The 22,449-nt window shown below is 67.0% G+C and carries 22 protein-coding genes; 19 read left to right on the top strand and 3 right to left on the bottom strand.

Annotated features, from left to right (window positions below; all coding sequences use genetic code 11):
* Positions 1-27 precede the first annotated feature (27 nt).
* From coxB to CFB34_RS25900, 6 genes are all read left to right on the top strand, one after another.
* A complete protein-coding gene (gene coxB, locus CFB34_RS25875; RefSeq protein ID WP_089441076.1) occupies positions 28-1,629 on the top strand; it encodes a cytochrome c oxidase subunit II in 1,602 nt (533 codons plus the stop codon).
* A gap of 43 nt (positions 1,630-1,672) precedes the next feature.
* Positions 1,673-3,280, top strand: coding sequence for a cytochrome c oxidase subunit I (ctaD, locus tag CFB34_RS25880; RefSeq protein ID WP_069248929.1), 1,608 nt, complete (start codon positions 1,673-1,675; stop codon positions 3,278-3,280).
* 69 nt (positions 3,281-3,349) lie between these two features.
* Positions 3,350-3,490 carry a cytochrome oxidase small assembly protein gene (locus tag CFB34_RS25885; protein ID WP_006760728.1) on the top strand — a complete coding sequence of 47 codons (141 nt, stop codon included), beginning with the start codon at positions 3,350-3,352 and terminating at the stop codon, positions 3,488-3,490.
* A gap of 35 nt (positions 3,491-3,525) precedes the next feature.
* Positions 3,526-4,134, top strand: a complete 609-nt coding sequence (locus CFB34_RS25890; RefSeq protein WP_011353276.1) for a cytochrome c oxidase assembly protein — start codon at positions 3,526-3,528, stop codon at positions 4,132-4,134.
* A gap of 16 nt (positions 4,135-4,150) precedes the next feature.
* The gene (locus tag CFB34_RS25895; protein WP_089441075.1) at positions 4,151-4,351 is read left to right on the top strand and encodes a DUF2970 domain-containing protein; all 201 of its coding nucleotides are present in this window, start codon (positions 4,151-4,153) and stop codon (positions 4,349-4,351) included.
* A gap of 141 nt (positions 4,352-4,492) precedes the next feature.
* The gene (locus CFB34_RS25900) at positions 4,493-5,350 is read left to right on the top strand and encodes a cytochrome c oxidase subunit 3 (RefSeq protein WP_039346195.1); all 858 of its coding nucleotides are present in this window, start codon (positions 4,493-4,495) and stop codon (positions 5,348-5,350) included.
* 171 nt (positions 5,351-5,521) lie between these two features.
* Here the strand turns inward: CFB34_RS25900 and CFB34_RS25905 are convergent, their stop codons facing one another.
* Complete coding sequence (locus tag CFB34_RS25905; protein WP_089441074.1) at positions 5,522-5,731, bottom strand: twin transmembrane helix small protein; 210 nt, start codon at positions 5,729-5,731, stop codon at positions 5,522-5,524.
* Positions 5,732-5,815: 84 nt separating this feature from the next.
* Here CFB34_RS25905 and CFB34_RS25910 point away from each other — a divergent pair, with 84 nt between their 5' ends.
* From CFB34_RS25910 to CFB34_RS25930, 5 genes are read left to right on the top strand one after another with little or no spacing between them, the layout of a single operon-like run.
* Positions 5,816-6,526, top strand: coding sequence for an SURF1 family protein (locus tag CFB34_RS25910; RefSeq protein WP_242808733.1), 711 nt, complete (start codon positions 5,816-5,818; stop codon positions 6,524-6,526).
* Between the two features lie 60 nt (positions 6,527-6,586).
* Positions 6,587-7,213 (top strand): cytochrome C oxidase subunit I, encoded by a 627-nt coding sequence (locus CFB34_RS25915; RefSeq protein WP_089441072.1) that lies wholly within the window; start codon positions 6,587-6,589, stop codon positions 7,211-7,213.
* A gap of 24 nt (positions 7,214-7,237) precedes the next feature.
* Positions 7,238-8,350, top strand: a complete 1,113-nt coding sequence (locus tag CFB34_RS25920) for a COX15/CtaA family protein (RefSeq protein ID WP_039346192.1) — start codon at positions 7,238-7,240, stop codon at positions 8,348-8,350.
* Between the two features lie 8 nt (positions 8,351-8,358).
* A complete protein-coding gene (gene cyoE / locus CFB34_RS25925; RefSeq protein ID WP_089441071.1) occupies positions 8,359-9,261 on the top strand; it encodes a heme o synthase in 903 nt (300 codons plus the stop codon).
* 18 nt (positions 9,262-9,279) lie between these two features.
* The gene (locus CFB34_RS25930) at positions 9,280-9,897 is read left to right on the top strand and encodes an SCO family protein (RefSeq protein ID WP_043187233.1); all 618 of its coding nucleotides are present in this window, start codon (positions 9,280-9,282) and stop codon (positions 9,895-9,897) included.
* Positions 9,898-10,049: 152 nt separating this feature from the next.
* Here the strand turns inward: CFB34_RS25930 and CFB34_RS25935 are convergent, their stop codons facing one another.
* Positions 10,050-10,340, bottom strand: a complete 291-nt coding sequence (locus tag CFB34_RS25935; RefSeq protein WP_089441070.1) for a YciI family protein — start codon at positions 10,338-10,340, stop codon at positions 10,050-10,052.
* A 247-nt stretch (positions 10,341-10,587) separates the two neighbouring features.
* Here CFB34_RS25935 and CFB34_RS25940 point away from each other — a divergent pair, with 247 nt between their 5' ends.
* Entirely contained in the window at positions 10,588-12,192 is a 1,605-nt protein-coding gene (locus CFB34_RS25940) for a methyl-accepting chemotaxis protein (RefSeq protein ID WP_089441331.1), read from the top strand.
* 212 nt (positions 12,193-12,404) lie between these two features.
* Positions 12,405-13,220 (top strand): MetQ/NlpA family ABC transporter substrate-binding protein, encoded by an 816-nt coding sequence (locus tag CFB34_RS25945; protein ID WP_089441069.1) that lies wholly within the window; start codon positions 12,405-12,407, stop codon positions 13,218-13,220.
* A 111-nt stretch (positions 13,221-13,331) separates the two neighbouring features.
* On the opposite strand, the gene CFB34_RS25950 is transcribed toward CFB34_RS25945, so the two are convergent.
* Positions 13,332-13,640: a VF_A0006 family four-cysteine protein gene (locus CFB34_RS25950; RefSeq protein ID WP_089441068.1), complete on the bottom strand. Its 309-nt coding sequence runs from the start codon at positions 13,638-13,640 to the stop codon at positions 13,332-13,334.
* A 333-nt stretch (positions 13,641-13,973) separates the two neighbouring features.
* On the opposite strand from CFB34_RS25950, the gene CFB34_RS25955 reads away from it, so the two are divergent.
* The 6 genes from CFB34_RS25955 (at position 13,974) to CFB34_RS25980 (ending at position 22,442) form a co-directional block, all read left to right on the top strand.
* Positions 13,974-14,939 carry an ABC transporter substrate-binding protein gene (locus CFB34_RS25955; RefSeq protein WP_011353263.1) on the top strand — a complete coding sequence of 322 codons (966 nt, stop codon included), beginning with the start codon at positions 13,974-13,976 and terminating at the stop codon, positions 14,937-14,939.
* A gap of 139 nt (positions 14,940-15,078) precedes the next feature.
* Entirely contained in the window at positions 15,079-15,975 is an 897-nt protein-coding gene (locus CFB34_RS25960; protein ID WP_089441067.1) for an ABC transporter permease, read from the top strand.
* Position 15,976: 1 nt separating this feature from the next.
* Entirely contained in the window at positions 15,977-16,771 is a 795-nt protein-coding gene (locus tag CFB34_RS25965) for an ABC transporter ATP-binding protein (protein ID WP_039346172.1), read from the top strand.
* 306 nt (positions 16,772-17,077) lie between these two features.
* Positions 17,078-17,785, top strand: a complete 708-nt coding sequence (imuA, locus tag CFB34_RS25970; RefSeq protein WP_089441066.1) for a translesion DNA synthesis-associated protein ImuA — start codon at positions 17,078-17,080, stop codon at positions 17,783-17,785.
* Entirely contained in the window at positions 17,718-19,214 is a 1,497-nt protein-coding gene (locus tag CFB34_RS25975) for a DNA polymerase Y family protein (protein ID WP_089441065.1), read from the top strand. The genes imuA and CFB34_RS25975 overlap by 68 nt, the downstream gene beginning before the upstream one ends.
* A gap of 6 nt (positions 19,215-19,220) precedes the next feature.
* On the top strand, positions 19,221-22,442 hold the full coding sequence (locus CFB34_RS25980) for an error-prone DNA polymerase (RefSeq protein WP_089441064.1): 3,222 nt from the start codon (positions 19,221-19,223) through the stop codon (positions 22,440-22,442).
* Positions 22,443-22,449 lie beyond the last annotated feature (7 nt).

Here is a 22,449-nt window from a genome sequence, read left to right on the forward strand (position 1 = left end):
GGTCGCTTGCGACGGGGGAGGGTTTGAATGGAAATTTTGGGTAAGGATGCTATGAAAACAATCAAGCGAGCCCTCGCGGGCGTGCTGGCATGCAGCGGTTTGCTCTTTGCCGGTGCCGCCCTGGCGGTCGGTGATAGCCCGGGCGGCCCCCGTGTCAACGAGATCAACTTTCAGCCGCCTGTCACGAAGATCGCCGAGGAGCTCTACGATCTCCACACGATGATGCTCATCCTGTGTACGGTGATCTTCGTCGGCGTGTTCGGCGTGATGTTCTATTCGATCTTCGCGCACCGCAAATCCAAGGGCCACAAGGCCGCCAATTTCCATGAAAGCACGACCGTCGAAATCATCTGGACGATCGTGCCGTTCGTCATCGTCGTGCTGATGGCGCTGCCGGCGACGAAGGCCGTCGTCGCGATGAAGGACACGACCAACGCCGATCTCACGATCAAGGTCACCGGCTACCAGTGGAAGTGGGGCTACGACTACGTGAAGGGCCCGGGCGAGGGCATCGGCTTCCTGTCGACGCTCAGCACCCCGCGTGACGAAGTGATGGGCAAGAAGCCGATCACCGACACCTATCTGCAGGAAGTCGACAACCCGCTCGTCGTGCCGGTCAACAAGAAGATCCGCATCATCACGACCGCGAACGACGTCGTGCACTCGTGGTACGTGCCCGCGTTCGGCGTGAAGCAGGATGCGATCCCCGGCTTCGTGCGCGACACGTGGTTCAAGGCCGACAAGGTCGGTACGTTCCGCGGTTTCTGTACCGAGCTGTGCGGCAAGGAACACGCGTACATGCCGGTCGTGGTCGTTGTCCTGTCGGAAGACGACTACGCGAAGTGGGTCACCGCGCAGAAGGCCAAGCTGGCCAGCGCCGCAGTCGATCCGAACAAGGTCTACACGATGGCTGAACTCGTCGCGCACGGCGAGGAAGTCTACAAGGCGAACTGCGCGGCCTGCCACCAGGTGAACGGCAAGGGCCTCGGCGCCTTCCCGGCCATGGACGGCAGCCCGATCGTGAACGGCCCGATCGCCGGCCACGTCGAGCGCGTGCTGCACGGCAAGGGCGCGATGCCGTCGTGGGCGTCGCTGTCGGATCTCGACATCGCGTCGGTCATCACGTACGAACGCAATTCGTGGGGCAACCACAAGAACGACCTGCTGCAGCCGAAGCAAGTGGCCGACGCGCGTAACGGCAAGATGCCGGAAGACGCGGCGGGCGCAGCGGCAGCGGCACCGGCGGAAGCCGCTTCGGCACCGGCGCAAGCCGCGTCGGGCGCAGCCGAGCAGCCGGCGGCAGCGTCGGCATCGGCCGCACTGTCGACGATCTACTTCGAGACGGGCAAGAGCGTGCTGCCGGCCGACGCGAAGGCGGCGATCGCCGCCGCGGCCGACTATGCGAAGGCACATCCGGACGCGAAGCTCGCGCTGTCGGGCTTTACCGACAAGACGGGCTCGGCCGACGCGAACGCCGAACTGGCGAAGCATCGTGCACAAGCCGTGCGCGACGCGCTGAAGGCAGCAGGCGTGGCGGAAGACCACATTATTCTCAAAAAGCCGGAAACGATCACGGGCGGGGCTGACGCGAAGGAAGCCCGGCGTGTCGAGATCGGCCCGGCGGCTTGACGTGTCGCTGAGTTAGTCGACGTATTCGCATTAGGAGATTCTCATGTCTAGCATCGGGCACGACGTAGCCGCGGACCACGCGCACGACGACCACGCGCACGAAATGCCGCACGGCTGGCGCCGCTGGCTGTTCGCCACCAACCACAAGGACATCGGTACGCTGTACCTGTTGTTCTCGTTCATCATGTTCCTGTCGGGCGGCGTGATGGCGCTCGCCATCCGGGCCGAGCTGTTCGAACCGGGCCTGCAGATCATGCGTCCGGAGTTCTTCAACGAACTCACGACGATGCACGGCCTGATCATGGTGTTCGGCGCGATCATGCCGGCGTTCGTCGGCTTCGCGAACTGGATGATTCCGCTGCAGATCGGCGCGTCCGACATGGCGTTCGCGCGGATGAACAACTTCAGCTTCTGGCTGCTGCCGGTCGCGGCCGTGCTGCTGGTCGGTTCGTTCTTCGCGCCGGGCGGCGCGACGGCCGCCGGCTGGACGCTGTACGCGCCGCTGTCGACGCAGATGGGCCCGGGCATGGACTTCGCGATCTTCGCGGTCCACATCATGGGCGCATCGTCGATCATGGGCGGGATCAACATCGTCGTGACGATCCTGAACATGCGCGCACCGGGCATGACGCTGATGAAGATGCCGATGTTCGCGTGGACGTGGCTGATCACGGCTTACCTGCTGATCGCCGTGATGCCGGTTCTGGCAGGCGCGATCACGATGGTGCTGTTCGACCGCCACTTCGGCACGTCGTTCTTCAACGCGGCAGGCGGCGGCGACCCGGTGATGTACCAGCACATCTTCTGGTTCTTCGGCCACCCCGAGGTGTACATCATGATTCTGCCGGCGTTCGGGATCGTGTCGCAGGTGATCCCGGCGTTCGCACGCAAGACGCTGTTCGGCTATAGCTCGATGGTGTACGCGACGGCTTCGATCGCGATCCTGTCGTTCATGGTCTGGGCGCACCACATGTTCGCCACGGGCATGCCGGTGACCGGCCAGCTGTTCTTCATGTACGCGACGATGCTGATCGCGGTGCCGACGGGCGTGAAGGTGTTCAACTGGCTCGCGACGATGTGGCGCGGCTCGATGACGTTCGAAACCCCGATGCTGTTCGCGATCGGCTTCCTGTTCGTGTTCACGTTCGGCGGTCTCACGGGCCTGATGCTCGCGATGGCGCCGCTCGACATCCAGTATCACGGGACCTACTTCGTGGTGGCGCACTTCCACTACGTGCTGGTGGCCGGCTCGCTGTTCGCGCTGTTCTCGGGCTGGTACTACTGGGCGCCGAAGTGGACGGGCTGGATGTACAACGAGACGCGCGGCAAGATCCACTTCTGGGCGTCGATGATCTTCTTCAACCTGACGTTCTTCCCGATGCACTTCGTCGGTCTCGCAGGCATGCCGCGTCGCTACGCGGACTACCCGGCGCAGTTCACGGACTTCAACCAGGTCGCGACGATCGGCGCATTCGGCTTCGGCCTCGCGCAGGTGTACTTCCTGTTCGCCGTCGCGCTGCCGGCCTACCGTGGCGGCGGCGAGCTGGAAAAGGCGTCGGACAAGCCGTGGGATGGCGCGGAAGGCCTCGAGTGGACGGTGCCGAGCCCGGCTCCCTTCCATACGTTCGAGCAACCGCCGCACGTCGAGTAAGTGTCACAGTGCGCCCCGCCGCTGCCTGCCGCGCAGGCAGGCGCGGCGGGCGCCGAACCGAAGTGTCAGATGAACCGGAATCCACAAGAAAGACGAACGCCCGAGCAGATTCGCGCGGGCAACAAGCGGCTCGGCCTCATCCTGCTCGTCATCGCCGCCGTTTTTTTTGTGGGTGTCGTGATCAAGCAGTGGTGGTTGTCCACTCACTGATGCAGCAACAGACGCAGTAGCGAGGAAGTTGTCGTATGTCGAAGCCGGAAGAGGGCGCCGTCGATCGCGCGTTCAATCGTTCGATGCTGGTGAAGCTCTTCGTCGTGGCCGGGCTGATGTTCGGTTTCGGCTTCGCGCTGATCCCGATGTATCGGGCGATCTGCCAGATCACCGGCATCAACAACCTGGTGCAGCGCGATGTCAGCGAGCGCGAGGTGAAGAATTCGCAGGTCGATACCAGCCGCACGGTGTCGGTCGAGTTCGATGCGAATGCGCGCGGCCCGCTCGGTTTCAAGCCGGAGCACAACAGTCTCGACGTGCATCCGGGCGAGCTGACGACGATCGTGTACGACGTGACGAACGGGCAGGGCCGGCCGGTCGTTGCGCAGGCGATTCCGAGCTACGCGCCGAAGCAGGCGACGGAGTTCTTCAAGAAGATCGAGTGCTTTTGCTTTACGCAGCAGACACTGGCCGCGAACGAGTCGCGCAAGATGCCGGTGGTGTTCGTGATCGATCCGAAACTGCCGAAGGACGTGAAGACGATCACGCTGTCGTACACGTTCTTCGAGCTGAATACGCCGGCCACGCCGGCGCCGGCGCCGGGCAAGACCGCGGCGCAGGGCGCGGCGAAGCCGGACGCGTGACGACGGAGGCGGGGCGATGACGGAGAGCAAGCGTGGCGGGTCGTTCGGCCAGGCGCTGAAAGCGGTGCTGTGGTCGTTCTTCGGGGTGCGCAAGCGGCGCGACCTGGAGGCCGACGCGACGCAACTGAATCCGCTGCACGTGCTGATCGTCGCGCTGCTGGCAGCCGCTGTGTTCATCGGCGTGCTGATCCTGGTCGTGCGTGCCGTCGTGGGCTGAGGCCCGCGGCCACGAAAGAAGCATGCGGTGCGCGGCGCCACGGCGTCGCGTGCAGGAAGGAGCGGTGGTGGTCACGCCGCGCAAGAAATAAAGCCGGAGCGGTTTCCGGTACACAAATTGGACTGAAGTGGAGAATCAAGCATGAGCGGTCAAAACCAGACCCCGTACTATTTCGTGCCGCATCCGTCGCAGCATCCGATCAGCGCGGCCATCGGCCTGCTGGTCATGCTCGGATCGACAGCGCTGTGGATCAACGGTCACGACTGGGCGCCGTTTACGGCGCTGCTCGGCCTGCTTTGGTTGCTCTTCACGCTGTATCACTGGTTCGGCGACGCGATCGCCGAATCGGAAGGCGGTCACTACGGCAAGAACGTCGACAAGTCGTACCGCTGGAGCATGAGCTGGTTCATCTTCTCGGAAGTCATGTTCTTCGGCGCGTTCTTCGGTGCGCTGTTCTATGCACGTGAAATCGCGCTGCACCAGCTCGGCAGCCTCGACTACAAGCTGATCTGGCCGGATTTCTCCGCCGTGTGGCCGAACGAAGGCCCCGCCGCGCTCGCCGGTCACTTCAAGACGATGGGCCCGTGGCCGATCCCGACGCTGAACACCGCGTTCCTGCTGTCGTCGGGCGTGACGCTGACGATCTCGCACCACGCGCTGCGCGACGATCATCGCAAGAAGGCGATCGCCTGGCTGGCCGCGACGCTCGTGTTCGGTATCTGCTTCCTGTTCCTGCAGGGCTTCGAGTACTACCACGCGTACAACGAACTGAACCTGACGCTGAACTCGGGCGTGTACGGTTCGACGTTCTTCCTGCTGACCGGCTTCCACGGCTTCCACGTGTTTCTCGGCGGCACGATGCTCGCGGTGGTGCTGGTGCGGATGATCCGCGGCCACTTCAAGCCCGATCACCACTTCGCATTCGAAGGCGCCGCGTGGTACTGGCACTTCGTCGACGTCGTCTGGCTCGGCCTGTACGTCGTCGTCTACTGGCTGTAAATGGAACAGCGGCCCGCGCAGCAATGCGCGGGCCGTTTTCATTGGGTCGGCCGGGCAGCGTGACTGCCGGCTTTCACCACCCGGGCGCCGCCGCGACTCAGTCAGGCGGCGCTTTTGCTTGGTGCCGTGGCCGTGCGGCGAAATGCCACAGCGGCCGCGGCGGCGAATCGATCAATGCCCGATCGGCAGGCCGGTCGAATGGATCCAGCCCATCCCGTTCGCGATCAGGATGAGCAGGAACAGCGACACCGACAGCCCGACGCGGGTGGCGAGCGACCAGACCATGCGTTTCGTGTGGCCGCGGTCGTGCATCATGAAGTAGAGCGCCGAGCCCATGCTGGCAATGATGAGGACGAAGGCGATGGGAACGAGTATGTGCATGACACGAACCGGACGACGGCAATTCGAAAGGAAGAGGATAATTATCGCACTTCGCTTGTCGGCAGGTGCCGGGCGGGCCGCATGATGAAGATCCGCTGGCTGCCCGCGTTGCTGATCCTCGTCGTCGTCGCGGTCACGATCCGTCTCGGTTTCTGGCAGCGCGACCGCGCGCACCAGAAGGAAGCGCTGCAGGCGAGCATCGCGCGCTACGAGCAGGCGGCGCCCGTCGACATCGGCGCGCAGCCGATGCCGCTCGCGTCGATCGAGTTCCATCGCGTGCGTGCGACGGGCCGCTTCCTGCCCGAGCTGGCCGTGTTCCTCGACAATCGGCCGTATAACGACCAGCCGGGTTTTTACGTCGTGATGCCGTTTAAACTCACGGGCGGCGGCGTCGTGCTCGTGAACCGCGGCTGGCTGCCGCGCAATATTTCCGATCGCACGGCGATCGAGCCGTTCGCGACGCCCGCGGGCGACGTCGAGATCGTGGGCATCGCGCGCGCCGACGCGTCGCGCGCGTTCGAGCTCGGCGAAGGCGGGTCGGCCGCGCACCAGAAGATCCGGCAGAACCTGGACGTCGCCGCGTATGCGAAGGAAACGGGGCTGCCGCTGCAGCCGTTCGTGATCCAGCAGACGAGCGACGACGGCGACAAGCTCGTGCGCGACTGGCCGGCGGCGACGACCGGCGTCGAGCGCAATTACGGTTACATGTTTCAGTGGTGGGCGATGGCGGCGGCCGCGCTCGGCTTCGGCCTGTACGCCGCGCGGCGTGCGGCGAAGAAGTCGGCCGGCGCGTGAGCGCCATGCCAGGACGCGGCGCTCGCGCCGCGGGTTCGTTTCGAGAGGTCTGATTTGTCCATGCAATCTCCCCGTCAGGGTTCGGCCGCTGCGCCGATGTCGCCGGCGGCCCGCAAGCGCGGCCGCTGGATGCTCGTGCTGCTGGGTCTCGTGTGCGCCGCGCCGATGATCGCGTCGTACTTCACCTATTACGTGATCAAGCCGAAGGGCGGCTCGACCAACTACGGCACGCTGATCGAGCCGCAGCGCCCGATCCCCGCGGATCTGCAGGTAACCGACGAAACCGGCAAGACCGTGCCGCTGTCGTCGCTGCGCGGCGTGTGGCTGTTCGTGATGACCGACAGCAGCGCGTGCGACGAGGCCTGCGCGAAAAAGCTCTATTTCATGCGCCAGATCCGCGTCACGCAGGCGGGCGAGCGGCACCGGCTCACGATGGTCTGGCTGCGCAGCGATGCGGGCGCGATGCCGCAGAAGGTGCTGGACGCGTACCCCGACACGCGCCGGCTCGTCGCCGATCCGGCAGCGGTGGCCGCGTGGCTGCCGGCCGACGCCGGCACGAAGGACAGCGACCACATCTACATGGTCGACCCGAACGGCAACCTGATGATGCGTTTCCCGAAGGATCCGAACCCCGGCAAGATCAAGTCGGACGTGACGAAGCTGCTGAAGTGGTCGAGCATCGGCTAAGGCAACACGAGAGGCATTGAACCGATGGCGTATCTACTGCAACTCGGCCTGATCGGCTTCTGCATCGCGCTGCTGCCGCTGTCGTACGTGTGGGTGAAGGCCGACGACAACAAGTTTCGCAAGCTGGTGTGGATCACCACCTTCCTGACGCTCGACCTGGTGATGTTCGGCGGCTTCACGCGGCTGACCGATTCGGGGCTCGGCTGCCCGGACTGGCCCGGCTGCTACGGCACGTCGTCGCCGTTCATCGCGCACGCCGCGATCACGGCCGCGCACCAGGCGATGCCGACGGGCCCCGTCAGCATGTCGAAGGCGTGGATCGAGATGATCCACCGCTATTTCGCGATGGCGATCGGCGTGCTGATCATCGCGCAGGTCGTGATCGCGTGGTCCGCGCGGCTGCGCCGCCGCCCGCTGCACGTGTCGCCGTGGTGGCCGACGAGCCTGCTGCTGCTGATTCTCGTGCAGGGCGCGTTCGGCGCGTGGACGGTCACGATGAAGCTGCAGCCGGTGATCGTCACGATCCACCTGCTGCTCGGCCTCACGCTGCTCGGCACGCTCGGCTGGCTCGCGGCGCGGCAGACGCCGCTGCCGTCGCATGACCCCGAAGCCGGCCGCTATCGCGCGGCCGCGCTCGCGGCGCTCGTGCTGCTGGTCGTGCAGATCGCGCTCGGCGGCTGGGTGAGCACCAACTACGCGGTGCTCGCGTGCACCGACTTCCCGACCTGCAACGGCCAGTGGATCCCGCCGATGGACTTCCAGCACGGCTTCCACCTGTGGCGCGCGCTCGGGATGACGAAGGACGGCGAGGCGATCACGCAGGACGCGCTGGTCGCGATCCACTGGACGCACCGCACGTTCGCGTTCGTGGTGGTCGCCTACCTGGTCGCGTTCGCGCTGAAGATGCGCCGCTTCGAATCGCTGCGGCGGCCCGCGAACGGCGTGCTGCTGGTCGTCCTGCTGCAGTTCGTGACGGGCCTGACCAACATCGTGCTGCAGTGGCCGCTGCCGGTCGCCGTCGCGCACAACGGCGGGGCCGCGATCCTGCTGCTGCTCGTCGTCATGTTAAACTTTCGCATCCTTTCAAGCCGCCCCGGCCGTGTCGCGCAGCCTGCGCGCGACGCCGCCCCGGCGTGACCGCCCCCATGCAAAGCACCCTCTCCCAATCGCCCGGTAGCCGGTTTTCGCAGTACATGGCATTGACGAAGCCGCGTGTCACGCAGCTCGCGGTGTTCTGCGCGGTGATCGGCATGTTCCTCGCGACGCCGGGCATGGTGCCGTGGCACGTGCTGATCGGCGGTACGGTCGGCATCTGGCTGCTGGCCGGCGCCGCGTTCGCGATCAACTGTCTCGTCGAACAGAAGATCGACGCGATGATGCGCCGCACCGCGTGGCGCCCGTCCGCGCGCGGCGAGATCACGCCCCCGCAGATCCTGATCTTCTCGGCCGTGCTCGGCAGTGTCGGCGCCTGGACGCTCTATACGTTTACGAACCCGCTGACGATGTGGCTGACGATCGCCACCTTCGTCGGCTACGCGGTGATCTACACGCTGCTGCTCAAGCCGATGACGCCGCAGAACATCGTGATCGGCGGTGCGTCGGGCGCGATGCCGCCGGCGCTCGGCTGGGCCGCGGTCACCGGCGCGGTGCCGGGCGACGCGTGGATCCTCGTGCTGATCATCTTCGTGTGGACGCCGCCGCATTTCTGGGTGCTCGCGCTGTATCGCCGCAAGGACTACGAGAACGCGGGGCTGCCGATGCTGCCGGTCACGCACGGCGAGAAGTTCACGCGGCTGCACATCCTGCTGTACACGGTGATCCTGTTCGCGGTCACGCTGATGCCGTTCATCTCCGGGATGAGCGGGGCCGTGTACCTGACGAGCGCGGTGCTGCTCGGCGCGGTGTTCCTCGCGTATGCGTGGAAGATTCATCGCGACTACTCGGACGAACTCGCCCGCAAGGCCTTCCGCTACTCGATCGTCTACCTGTCGCTGCTGTTCGCCGCGCTGCTCGTCGATCACTATGCACGCCCGCTGCTCGGCGTGTAACCGCACGGTTTGAACGCAATGCTCCAATCACGGTTCGGGCGCCGCGCGCGCCAAGGCTGGATGCTCGCGTGCGCATTCACGGCAGCGCTGCTGCTCGCCGGATGCGACAACGCGCCGAAATTCCAGAATCTCGACATCACCGGCAACACGCAGTTCGGCAGCGACTTCTCGCTGCCCGATACGGCCGGCAAGGTGCGCACGCTCGCCGATTTCAAGGGTAAGGCCGTCGTGATGTTCTTCGGCTATACGCACTGCCCGGACGTGTGCCCGACGACGATGGCCGAGCTGTCCGAAGCGCTGAAGCAGCTCGGGCCCGATGCCGCGAAGCGCGTGCAGGTGCTGTTCGTCACCGTCGATCCGGAGCGCGACACGCCGGCGCTGCTCGGCCAGTACGTGCCCGCGTTCGATCCGTCGTTCATCGGCCTGCGGCCCGCCGACGAAGCGGCACTGAAGAAGGTCACGAAGGATTTCCGCGTGTACTACGCGAAGGTGCCCGGCAAGACGCCCGGCAGCTACACGATGGATCACACGGCCGCGAGCTACGTGTTCGACCGCGACGGCAAGCTGCGCCTGTTCGTGCGCGACGGCCAGGGCCCGGGCCCGTGGGTCCACGACCTGAAGCTGCTGGTCGACTGACCGGCAGCCGCCGGGCGCCCGGCCCGGCGATCACGTGACGGCCGCCTCGCGCCGTCACGTTTTCCCCTCTCTCTTCGTTATTTGCATGCGCCGCCCGGCGGGCGGCGTATCGGCCTGTGCGCGTATCGTGCAGAGGTCGCGCAGGCGTCGCGTTACGGCAGCGCGGGCACGTTGAAGCCGGTTGCGGCACGCGTGATCCGGAATTCCGTCACGCGATACGTGGCGAGCCCCTCGATGACGAACGGATCGGTATTCAGGATCGCGTCCAGTTCGTCGCGATCGATGCGGGCCGCGAGGATCACGCCGCCTTCGCGCGGCACCTTCGGCCCCGCTGCGATGAAGATGCCCTTGTCGAACTGCGGCTGAAGGAACGCGCGATGGCGTTCGAGTGCGTCGTCGATGCGCTCGAGCGATGCGGTGTAGTGAATGTCGATGACGTACATGGGTGGCCCTCGGAATGGCGCCGGCTCTTCGTGTGCCGGCTGGCCGGTCTTTTTAGCACAGCGGATGCGGACTGTCGCGCTGGCGGCCGCGGTGCGGCGCGGGCACGGGCGGCCTGTCGATCGCCGGTTCGCGGCGCCGGCCGTATTCAAGTTGTAAGCCTCGGTGCCGTAAATGAATGGGCAAGCGTTTGCGCGCGGCAGGCCGGTCGCGCGCAGCGTGCGCATCGACATCGACAAAGGCACGCAGATGAGCAGAATGAGTTTGAACCGCAAGCTGTGGCTCGCGCTTGCGCTGGTATGGATCGGTCTCCTGGGCGTCGGCGCATGGAGCGCGTACGAGACGCGCGCGACGATGCTCGCCGAACGCAAGGCAGGCATCGCGAATCTCGTCGATTCGGCGGCCGGCATCGTGAAGGCCTATCACGCACTCGCGCAGAGCGGCACGCTGCCGGAGGCCGATGCGAAGCGCGACGCGCTCGCGAGCCTCGCCGCGATGCGCTACGGCGATTCGGGCTACGTGTTCGTGATGGACTCGAAGCCGGTCGTGCTGATGCATCCGACGCTGCCGAAGCTCGTCAACACGCAGGTCGGCGACTATCTCGACCCGGACGGCAAGCCGCTGTTCGTCACGATCCTGAACGCCGCGAAGGAAACCGGCAGCGGCTTCGCCGAGTATCGCGGGCGGCTGCCGCACAGCGAGACCGCCGTGCCGAAGATCAGCTACGTCACGCGCTTCGCGCCGTGGGACTGGAACATCTCGAGCGGCGTGTTCCTGAAGGACATCGACACCGTCTATTACCGGACGCTGCTCGGCCACCTCGCGGTCGTGTTCGTGATCGGCTTCGTGATCAGTGCGGCGATGCTCGTGATCATCCGCAACGTGCGCAGCAGCCTCGGCGGCGAACCCGACGAAGCGGCCGCGCTCGCGACGCGCATTGCGCAGGGCGACCTGACGCAGCCGGTGCCGGTTCGCGCGGGCGACCGCACGAGCATGATGGCCGCGATGCACGACATGCAGGCACGGCTGCAGGCGACGATCGGCGGGATTCGCCAGTCGGCCGGCTCGATCGCGTCGGCGAGCCGCCAGATCTCGGCCGGCAACGACGACCTGTCGCAGCGCACCGAGGAGCAGGCCGCATCGCTGGAAGAAACCGCCGCGAGCATGGAGCAGCTGACTGCAACGGTGAAGCAGAACGCCGACAACGCGCGGCAGGCAAGCGGGCTTGCGAACAGCGCATCGGAGATCGCGCGCACCGGGAGCGACGTCGTGAACCGCGTGATCGGCACGATGGGCCAGATCGACGACAGCTCGCGCAAGATCGCCGACATCATCGGCGTGATCGAGGGCATCGCATTCCAGACCAACATCCTCGCGCTGAACGCGGCGGTCGAAGCCGCGCGCGCCGGCGAGCAGGGCCGCGGCTTCGCGGTGGTCGCGGGCGAAGTGCGTTCGCTCGCGCAGCGCAGCGCGACGGCGTCGAAGGAGATCCGCGAGCTGATCGTCGATTCGGTCGAGCGCGTGCGCAACGGGTCGACCCTGGTCGGCCAGGCCGGCACGACGATGGGCGAGATCCTGCAGGCCGTCGCACGCGTGACCGACATCATGGGCGAGATCGCGGCGGCGTCCGAGGAGCAGGCGAGCGGCATCACGCAGGTCGGGCGCGCGGTCACGCAGATGGACCAGGTGACGCAGCAGAACGCGGCGCTCGTCGAGGAGGCCGCCGCGGCCGCCGCGTCGCTGCAGGAACAGGCCGCGCGACTGCGCGATACGGTCGGTGCGTTCCGGGTCGGCGGGCAGATGGGCGAGCCGGCATTCGAGACGAAGTCGGCCCACCGGGCCGCAGTGGCGTAACGCGCTCGGGCCGATGCGCGATGCGCATAAACGCAACTAACGGCCGAGTCGCGCCACCCCTGCCAGCACCGCTGCGGTGCATACCCATATGAGCGGGATGTATTTCACTTCCCGCGGATCCTGTGACACCATTTGCCCCTTCGTGTGAGTCGGGGCATACCCGTATCGCGCCCCATTTTTAGTCATCCCGTAAGCAAGAAAGCGAGAAACAGATGAAGCGTCGCAGTCTCCTGAAGGTATTTTCCGTGCTGGCCACCGGTGCAGCACTGACGCTGTCGGCAGGCGCGCACGCCGAAGACAAGGTGATCAAGGTCGGCACGGTCGCCGGCCCGGATTCGGAAGTGTGGCAGCTCGTGCAGAAGGTCGCGAAGGAGAAGGAAGGCCTGAACGTGAAGGTCATCGAGTTCAACGACTACGTGCAGCCGAACGCGGCGCTCGACTCGGGCGACCTCGACGCCAACAGCTTCCAGCACCAGCCCTACCTCGACAGCCAGGTGAAGCAGCGCGGCTACAAGCTGGTCAGCGCGGGCCTGACCTACATCTCGCCGATGGGTGTGTACTCGAAGAAGTTCAAGGCGCTGAAGGATCTGCCGCAAGGCGCGAAGGTCGCGGTGCCGAACGATCCGTCGAACGAGAACCGCGCGCTGCTGCTGCTGCAGACGCAAGGCGTGATCAAGCTGAAGGCGGGCGCCGGCACGGGCGGCAACAACGCGACGGTGCTCGACATCGCCGAGAACCCGAAGAAGCTGAAGATCTCCGAACTCGACGCCGCGCAACTGCCGCGCGTGCTGTCGGACGTCGACGCGGCCGTGATCAACACGAACTACGCGCTCGCCGCGAACCTGCAGCCGACCAAGGACGCGATCGCGCTCGAATCGCTGACGAGCCCGTATGCGAACCTGATCGCCGTGCGCGCGAAGGACAAGGACCAGCCGTGGGTGAAGAAGCTGGTCAAGGCATACCAGTCGCCGGAAGTGCGGGAATTCATCAAGAAGCAGTTCAAGGGCTCGATGGTCGCGTCGTTCTGAACGCCGCACCCCCGCCTAACCGCTGAACGAAAAGGCCTGCATCGCGCAGGCCTTTTTCATTGGCGCGGCCGCTCGACGACGGCCGCGCGGTGGGGCGCGTGCAACGCCGGCTCACATCTCGCCGCGCCGCGAGCAGATCGACATGATCTGCTGGATCGCATAGTTGTCGCGCACGCCCGGCAGCGACTGCACGACGCACTCGTGAAAACGCCGCTCGCGCGGCAGCAGCATTGCGTTGTTGCGATACAGCGCGTCGCACGAGCGCTGGATCAGTTGCGCCGCCGCGCCGTTGCGGCTTTCGCGCAGCGCATTGAGCATGCAGTCGTCGTATTGCGCACTGCCGTCGGTCAGTGCGAATGCCGCACCCGGCAGCGCCAGCGCGACGGCCGCGCATGCGATGACTCGGCTCCCCCGTTTCATGTGCCCTCCGATGGCGTGGACTGGGTCGGCCGACAGCATAACGTAAAGCCGCGCGCGCGGCTGACGCGTTGTGCCGGGGCCGGCCGGAACCCCTGCCGGACGGGCTTCACGCGCGCTCGCGCACGTCGGCGCGCGCTGCAATCCGGGGGGCGATGCGAAAGCCTGGAGTCAGGCGGTGGTCTGCGGAAATGGTATCCTCGTGCGTTCGCCGCCGCACGCTTTCCCGGAGCGTGCGCGGGCCGCTCGCCAGCGCGTCGTACGCATGGCGGCGCCCGCCTGACGGCGGCGGGAATCCATCATCCAGAACCGACACAATACGGGGGAGACACACCCATGAAGCGTTTCAAGACTTTCGCGATCCGTTCGATCACGGCCGGCGTGGCCGCGCTCGCGCTGGCCGGTGCCGCGCACGCCCAGACCGTCAAGGTGCTGTCGATCGTCGACCACCCGGCGCTCGACGCGATCCGCGACGGCGTGCGCGCCGAGCTGAAGGCGGAAGGTTACGGCGACGACAAGCTCAAGTGGGAATACCAGAGCGCGCAGGGCAACACGGGCACGGCCGCGCAGATCGCGCGCAAGTTCGTCGGCGACCAGCCCGACGTGATCGTCGCGATCGCGACGCCGGCCGCGCAGGCGGTGGTCGCCTCGACGAAGAGCGTGCCGGTCGTCTATTCGGGCGTGACCGATCCGGTCGCCGCGCAGCTCGTGAAGGGCTGGGGCCCGTCGGGCACCAACGTGACGGGCGTATCCGACAAGCTGCCGCTCGATCGCCAGGTCGCGCTGATCAAGCGCGTCGTGCCGAATGCGAAGACGGTCGGCATGGTCTACAACCCGGGCGAGGCGAACTCGGTCGTCGTCGTGAAGGAACTCAAGGAGATCCTCGCGAAGCAGGGGATGACGCTGAAGGAAGCGGCCGCGCCGCGCACCGTCGACATCGGCCCGGCCGCGAAGAGCCTGATCGGCAAGGTCGACGTGATCTACACGAACACCGACAACAACGTCGTGTCCGCGTACGAAGCGCTCGTGAAGGTCGCGAACGAAGCGAAGATCCCGCTCGTCGCCGGCGACACCGACAGCGTGAAGCGCGGCGGCATCGCGGCGCTCGGCATCAACTACGGCGACCTCGGCCGCCAGACGGGCAAGGTCGTCGCGCGCATCCTGAAGGGCGAGAAGCCGGGCGCGATCGCGTCGGAAACGAGCAGCAACCTCGAGTTGTTCGCGAACACGGGCGCGGCCGCGAAGCAGGGCGTGACGCTGTCGCCGGATCTGCTCAAGGACGCGAAGACGGTCATCAAGTAAGCCGCGGTTCGACCGCCGCGCTTGCGGGCCCGATCCGGGCCTGAACGACACCGCCGGACGGGCGGCTCCCACCCGGGGCCGCCCGTTCGCTTCGCCCGGCCGTACACGTCCGGCCGGGAAGCAACAGGATTTCCCCATCATGTCTCTGTTCTCGTTTCTGGGCGCACTGGAGATCGGCCTGATCTTCAGCCTCGTCGCCCTCGGGGTGCTGATCTCGTTTCGCATCCTCAACTTCCCCGACCTCACTGTCGACGGCAGCTTTCCGCTCGGCGGCGCCGTTGCCGCGACGCTGATCTCGGCCGGCTACGACCCGTTCAGCGCGACCTGCATCGCGATCGTCGCGGGCGCGGTGGCCGGCTTCGTTACCGGCTGGCTCAACGTGCGCCTGAAGATCATGGATCTGCTCGCCAGTATCCTGATGATGATCGCGCTCTATTCGGTGAACCTGCGGATCATGGGCCGGCCGAACGTGCCGCTCATCACCGAGCCGACCATTTTCACCGTGCTGCAGCCGGACTGGATGCCCGACTACGTGCTGCGCCCGGCGCTGCTCGCGATCGTCGTCGTGGTCGCGAAGCTCGGCCTCGACTGGTTCTTCTCGTCGCAGCTCGGCCTCGCGATGCGCGCGACCGGCGCGAACCCGCGGATGGCACGTGCGCAAGGCATCGCGACCGGTCGCGCGACGCTCGCCGGGATGGCGCTGTCGAACGCGCTCGTCGCGCTTGCCGGCGCCTTGTTCGCGCAGACGCAGGGCGGCGCGGATATCTCGATGGGGATCGGCACGATCGTGATCGGGCTGGCCGCGGTGATCATCGGCGAGACGCTGCTGCCGGCGCGCCGGCTCGTGCTGACGACGCTCGCCGTCGTGCTTGGCGCGATCGTCTACCGCTTCTTCATCGCACTTGCGCTCAACAGCGAATTCATCGGGCTGAAGGCGCAGGATCTGAACCTCGTGACGGCGGCGCTCGTCACGATCGCGCTGGTGCTGCCGGCGACGCGCAAGAAGCTGTTCGCGCGCAAGAACGGAGGCGCCTGACATGCTGTCCGCACAAGACCTGAAACTCACGTTCAATCCCGGCACGCCGATCGAGACGCGCGCGCTGCGCGGGCTGTCGCTCGAGATTCCCGACGGCCAGTTCGTCGCGGTGATCGGCTCGAACGGCGCCGGCAAGTCGACCTTCCTCAATGCGGTCAGCGGCGACCAGGCCGTCGATGCGGGACGCATCTCGATCGACGGCACCGATGTGACGCGCAAGGCCGCGTGGGATCGTGCGCACCTCGTCGCGCGCGTGTTCCAGGATCCGATGGCCGGTACCTGCGAGGCGCTGACGATCGAGGAGAACATGGCGCTCGCGATGGCGCGCGGTGCGCGGCGCGGCTTCCGGGCCGCGCTCGACCGGCCGTCGCGCGAGCTGTTCCGCGACAAGCTGCGGCTGCTGAACCTGGGCCTCGAGAACCGGCTGACCGACCGGATCGGGCTGCTGTCGGGCGGCCAGCGGCAGGCGGTGAGCCTGTTGATGGCGTCGCTGCGGCCGTCGCGGATCCTGCTGCTCGACGAGCACACGGCCGCGCTCGACCCGAAGACGGCCGCGTTCGTGCTGGAGCTGACCGCGCGCATCGTCGCCGAGAGCAAGCTGACGACGATGATGGTCACGCACAGCATGCGGCAGGCGCTCGACTACGGCGACCGCACGGTGATGCTGCACCAGGGGCAGGTCGTGCTCGACGTGTCGGGCGACGCGCGCCGCGGGCTCGACGTGCCGGATCTGCTGCAGATGTTCGAGAAGGTGCGCCACGAGCAGCTCGACGACGACGCGTTGCTGCTCGGCTGACGGGCGGCTGATGGACCGGCGCGGTGTGCGGGGTGTGCATCGTGACGGTTGGCCAGCCGGGTCGGGCTCTGCTCGGTTCGGCCCGGCTGCGCGATTCGATTCGCATGCGCCGCATCGGCGCCCGAGGGGTGTGGCGGGCGTCCGGGCGGTGCGAGCCGGTGATGCCGGGGGTGACCCGCCGTCATAGCGTGGGCCTGCCGGCTTTTCACCCGTCTTTCATCTGACGAAATACCGGTTTCGTACCAGTACTGTGCGGCGTGGACGCATTGCCATATACTGTATATCCATACAGTTGTGGGTGGCATCATGCTCGCATCCTCCATTTCTCCCGAATCCCTTCATCCATCGCTGTGGCGCGGCTCGCAGCTCGCGCGCGGCGGCCCGCGCACGATCGAGACCGGCTTCGCGCCGCTGTCGGCCGAATTGCCGGGCGGTGGCTGGCCGGTCGGCGGGCTCGTCGAACTGCTGGCCGCGCAGCCGGGCTGCGGCGAGATGCGGCTGCTCGCGCCTGCGCTCGCGCGCACCGTCAGCGCCCGGCGCCCGCTCGCGCTCGTCGCGCCGCCGCAGTCGCCGCATGCGACCGCGCTCGCCAGTCTCGGCGTGCCGGCCGACGCGCTGCTGTGGCTGCGCGCCAGCAGCCGCACGGATGCGTTGTGGGCCGCCGAGCAGGCACTCAAGACCGGTTGTTGCGGCGCGCTGCTGCTGTGGCAGGACGCGCGGCCCGATGCGCTGCGGCGCCTGCATCTCGCGGCCGCGCGCACGGGCGACACGCTGTTCGTGATGCTGCGTCCGCTGTCGGCCGAGCGGCAACCGTCGCCGGCCGTGCTGCGCGTCGCGCTGTACCCGGTGCCGGGCGGCGTGTCGCTCGACATCGTCAAGCGGCGCGGCCCCGCCCGCAGCGAGCCGCTCGTGCTCGACCTGCCGTCGCCCATCGTGGAGAGCCGCTATGCGCGTCTTGCTCGGCATCCATCTGCCGCGCCTGCCGCTCGACGTGTGCGTCGCGCTTCCGTCTGACGGCGAGGCGGGCGAGGCCGGCGGTGCAGGCAGTGCGGTGCTCGAGCAGGGTGTCGTGCTGATCGCCGACGCGGCCGCGCGCCGGCAGGGCGTGCGCGCGGGCATGAAGCGCGGCGGCGTGCTCACGCTCGCGCCGCACACGCAACTCGTCGAACGCGACCCCGCGCGCGAGGCCGATGCGCTGCGCGCGGTCGCGCTCGCGTTGCTGCGCTTCTCGCCGTGCGTCGCGCTCGGCGACGAAGCCACGCTGCTCGTCGACGTCGGCCCGAGCCTGCGCCTGTTCGGCGGGCTGCCGTCGCTGTGCCGCCAGGTGCGCGCGACGCTCGCGGCGCTCGGCTATGCGGCGCGCCTGTCCGCCGCGCCGACCGGGGGCGGCGCGTGGCTGCTCGCGCGTGTGTCGGCCCGTGCGCGTATCCGGCGCCGCGTCGCGAGCCCGGCCTCGCTTGTCCGTGTGCTCGACCGGCTGCCCTGTGTGCTATTGCCCGATGCGCGTCCGTATGCGGGCTGGTTCGACGGCCTCGGTTGCCGCACGCTCGCCGATCTGCGCGGCCTGCCGCGCGCGGGGCTGCAGCGCCGTTGCGGTCCCGCGTTGCTGGCCGCGCTCGATCGTGCGTATGGCGACGCGGTCGAGCCGCTTGCGTGGATGGCGGTGCCGCCCGTGTTCGACGTGCGGCTCGAATTGCAGGAGCGCGTCGAATACGCGGAAGCCGTGTTGTTCGCGGCGCGGCGGCTCGTCGTGCAGCTGTGCGGCTGGCTCGCCGCGCGGCACCTGTCGCTGGCCGCGATGACGTTCGATCTCGAGCACGAGCGCGGCCGCCAGGCCGTGCCGCCGACGCCGCTCGAACTCGCATTCGCGTCGCCCGTGCGCGACGACGCGCATTTCATGCGGCTACTCGGCGAACGGCTCGCGCGCGTCGAGTTGCCGGCCGCGGTGATTGCGGTGCGTCTGAAGGCCACGCGCGTCGAATCGGTCGCGCCGCCGGCCGACGATCTTTTCCCCGAGCCGGGCGGCACGCGCGAGACGCGTGCGCGGCTGTTCGAGCTGCTGGTCGCGCGGCTCGGCGCGGACAACGTGCTGCGCGCAGCGCCCGTCGCCGATCATCGGCCCGAGGCCGCGAACCGCTGGCTGCCGCTCGATGCGCAGGCCGGCAAGCCGGCTCCCGGGCCGCCCGCCGTGCCGCCGAGGCCTGCGTGGTTGCTGGCGGAGCCGCTGCCGCTGTTGATGCGCGGGGAGCGGCCGGTATTTCATACGCCGCTGAGGATGATGTCGTCGGTGGAGCGGATCGAGGCCGGGTGGTTCGACGGTCAGCTCGCTGCGCGCGATTACTGCGTCGCGCAGGACGAGGCCGGGGCGTGCTACTGGGTGTTCAAGGAGCGGGCGGGGAGCGAGGCCGAGCCGCGCTGGTTCCTGCACGGCCTGTTCGGGTGAGCGGTCATGGTTGCGGAATTCAGCTGGCTGCCCGATTACGCGGAGTTGTTCTGCCGTTCGAACTTTTCGTTCCTGCATGGCGCGTCGCATGCGGAGGAACTGGCCGAGCGCGCGTCCGAGCTCGGCTATCGCGGGATCGCGATCACCGACGAGTGCTCGCTTGCCGGCGCGCCGCGCATGCACGTCGCGGCGAAGGCGAAAGGGCTGCCGCTCGTCATCGGGTCGTATTTCGACGTCACGCCGGATGAAGTCGCGCCCGGCCACGATCCGGGCCCCGGCGCGTTCGGGCTCGTGTTGCTGGCGCAGAACCGCGAGGGCTACGGCAACCTGTCCGAGCTGATTTCGTGGCGGAGGATGGCGTCGCCGAAGGGCACTTACAAGCTGACGTCGCGGATGCTGTCGGCGCCGCCTGCGGAGTTTGCGCATTTGCGCGGCATGCCTGACTGCTTCGCGATCCTCGTGCCGACGTATCCGGTACGTGCCGATGTGCTCGATGCGCAGGTCGCGTGGTTTCGCGCGACGTTCGGCGAGCGGGCGCGGCTCGGGCTCGTGCAACTGCAGCGCGCGCTGGACGGTGCGCAGCGCGAGGAGATTCGTGCGGCCGGCGAGCGGCGTGGCGTGCGTGTCGTCGCGCTGGGCGACGTGACGATGCACCGGCGCTCGTGCAAGGAACTGCAGGACGTGATGACGGCGATTCGCGTCGGCATGCCGGTTTCCGAGTGCGGGTATGCGCTTGCGCCGAATGCGGAACAGCATTTGCGCGGGCGGAACCGGATCGGGAATCTGTTCTCGCCGGAGGAGATTGCGCAGACGTGCGCGATTCTCGATGCGTGCAATTTTTCGCTTGGTGAGTTGCGGTACGAATATCCACTCGAACTCGTGCCGCGCGGACACACGCCGACCAGTTACCTGAAGCAAGAGACATGGGCTGGAGTAGCTCGACGTTATTGGAATGGTGTGCCGGAGAAAGTGGCAAGGCAGATCAGGTATGAACTCGCCCTGATCGCGAAACTCAATTACGAGCCGTTCTTCCTGACCGTCTACGACATCGTCAAATACGCGCGCAGTCAGAACATCCTGTGTCAGGGCCGAGGTTCGGCTGCGAACTCGGTCGTCTGTTATTGCCTCGGCATCACCGAAGTCAATCCCGATCAGAGCACGATGCTGTTCGAGCGTTTCATCAGCGAGAAACGGGGAGAGCCGCCCGATATCGACGTCGATTTCGAGCATCAGCGCCGGGAAGAGGTGATTCAGCATATCTACGAAAAATACGGACACAACCGCGCAGCACTTGCAGCAGCCGTATCGACCTATCGTCCGCGCGGCGTGCTGCGCGAAACCGGCAAGGCACTTGGCGTCGATCCGATGCTGGTCGATCGTGTCGCGAAGGGGCATCGCTGGTTCGACGGTAGCCGCGACCTGCTGCAGCAATTCTCGACGATCGGGCTCGATCCCGAGACGCCGCTCATCCAGTCATGGGCCAAACTTGCCGCGCGGCTCCTCAATTTTCCGCGTCACCTGTCACAGCATTCGGGCGGTTTCGTGATCAGCCGCGGCAAGCTCACGCGACTCGTGCCGGTCGAAAATGCAGCGATGGACGGGCGGCGCGTGATCCAGTGGGACAAGGACGATCTCGAAGCGCTCGGGCTGATGAAGGTAGACGTGCTGGCGCTCGGCATGCTGTCGGCACTGCATCGCGCGTTTGACCTGCGCACAGCGTGGCGCGGGCCGCCGTCACCGGATGGCAAGCCATTTACGCTGAAACACATTCCGCAGGATGACAAAAAGACCTACGACATGATCTGTCGCGCCGATACGGTCGGCGTGTTCCAGATCGAATCGCGCGCGCAGATGTCGATGCTGCCGCGCCTTCGACCGATCAACTACTACGACCTCGTGATTCAGGTGTCCATCGTGCGGCCCGGCCCGATTCAGGGCGGCGCGGTGCATCCGTATCTGAAGCGGCGCAGGATCATGGCGGGCGAAGAGGAGGGCGAGGTGACTTACCCGAGCGACGCGCTCAAGGAAGTGCTCAAGCGTACGCTTGGCGTGCCGATTTTCCAGGAACAGGTGATGCAGATTGCAATCGTCGCGGCCGGTTTCACGCCCGGCGAAGCGGACGATCTGCGCCGCGCAATGGCTGCATGGAAGCGCAAGGGCAATCTCGAGAAGTACCACGACAAGATCGTCCACGGCATGCTCGAACGAGGCTACACACGTGAATTCGCCGAACAGATCTTCGAACAGATCAAAGGCTTTGGTGAATACGGTTTCCCCGAAAGCCACGCAGCCAGCTTCGCGAAACTCGCGTACGCCAGCAGCTGGCTCAAATGCCACGAACCGGCGATCTTCCTCGCCGCGCTGCTGAACAGCCAGCCGATGGGTTTCTACCCGCCGTCGCAACTCGTGCAGGACGCGAAGCGGCACGGCGTGCGGGTGCTGCCGATCGACGTGACGCAAAGCAACTGGGAAGCATCGCTGGAAGCGCTGCCCGACCAGCCGCCGCCGCACGGTCAGCCGGCCGTGCGGCTCGGCCTGTCGCTCGTGCGCGGGCTCGGCGAAGCCGCCGCACGCCGCATCGAAGCCGCGCGCACGGCGGCCGGCCGGTTCGACAACGTCGACACCCTCGCGCGCCGCGCGCAGCTCGAACGCCGCGATCTCGAAGCGCTCGCCGCCGCGAACGCGCTTGCGACGCTCGCCGGCCATCGCCGCGATGCGCTCTGGCAAGCGGTTGCAGCCGCCCCCGAGCGCGACCTGCTCGCGACCGCGCCGATCGACGAAGCGGAGAAGCCCGCGCTCGGCGCGCCGTCGGAAGCCGACGACATCCTCGCCGACTATCACACCACCGGCCTCACGCTGAACCGCCACCCCGTCGCGCTGCTGCGGCCCGAACTGCGCGCGCGGCGGCTGTCGTCCGCGGCCGAATTGCATGACCGCCCCGACGGCCGGCTCGCGCGTGCGTGCGGGCTCGTGACCGCGCGGCAGATGCCGGGCACCGCGAAAGGCGTGATGTTCATGACGCTCGAGGACGAAACGGGCTGCGTGAACCTGATCGTCCGGCCCGAGCTGCTCGCGCGGCAGCGCCGCGAAACCCTCGATTCGCGGCTGCTTGCCGCATCCGGCGTGTGGCAGGTCGCGAGCGACGTGAGGCACCTCGTCGTGCAGCATTTCGAGGATCTGACGCCGCTGCTCGGCGGCCTGCGCACGTCGAGCCGCGAATTCCACTGATTCCACT

Source organism: Burkholderia sp. HI4860, from assembly GCF_002223045.2.
Taxonomy (GTDB): Bacteria; Pseudomonadota; Gammaproteobacteria; order Burkholderiales; family Burkholderiaceae; genus Burkholderia.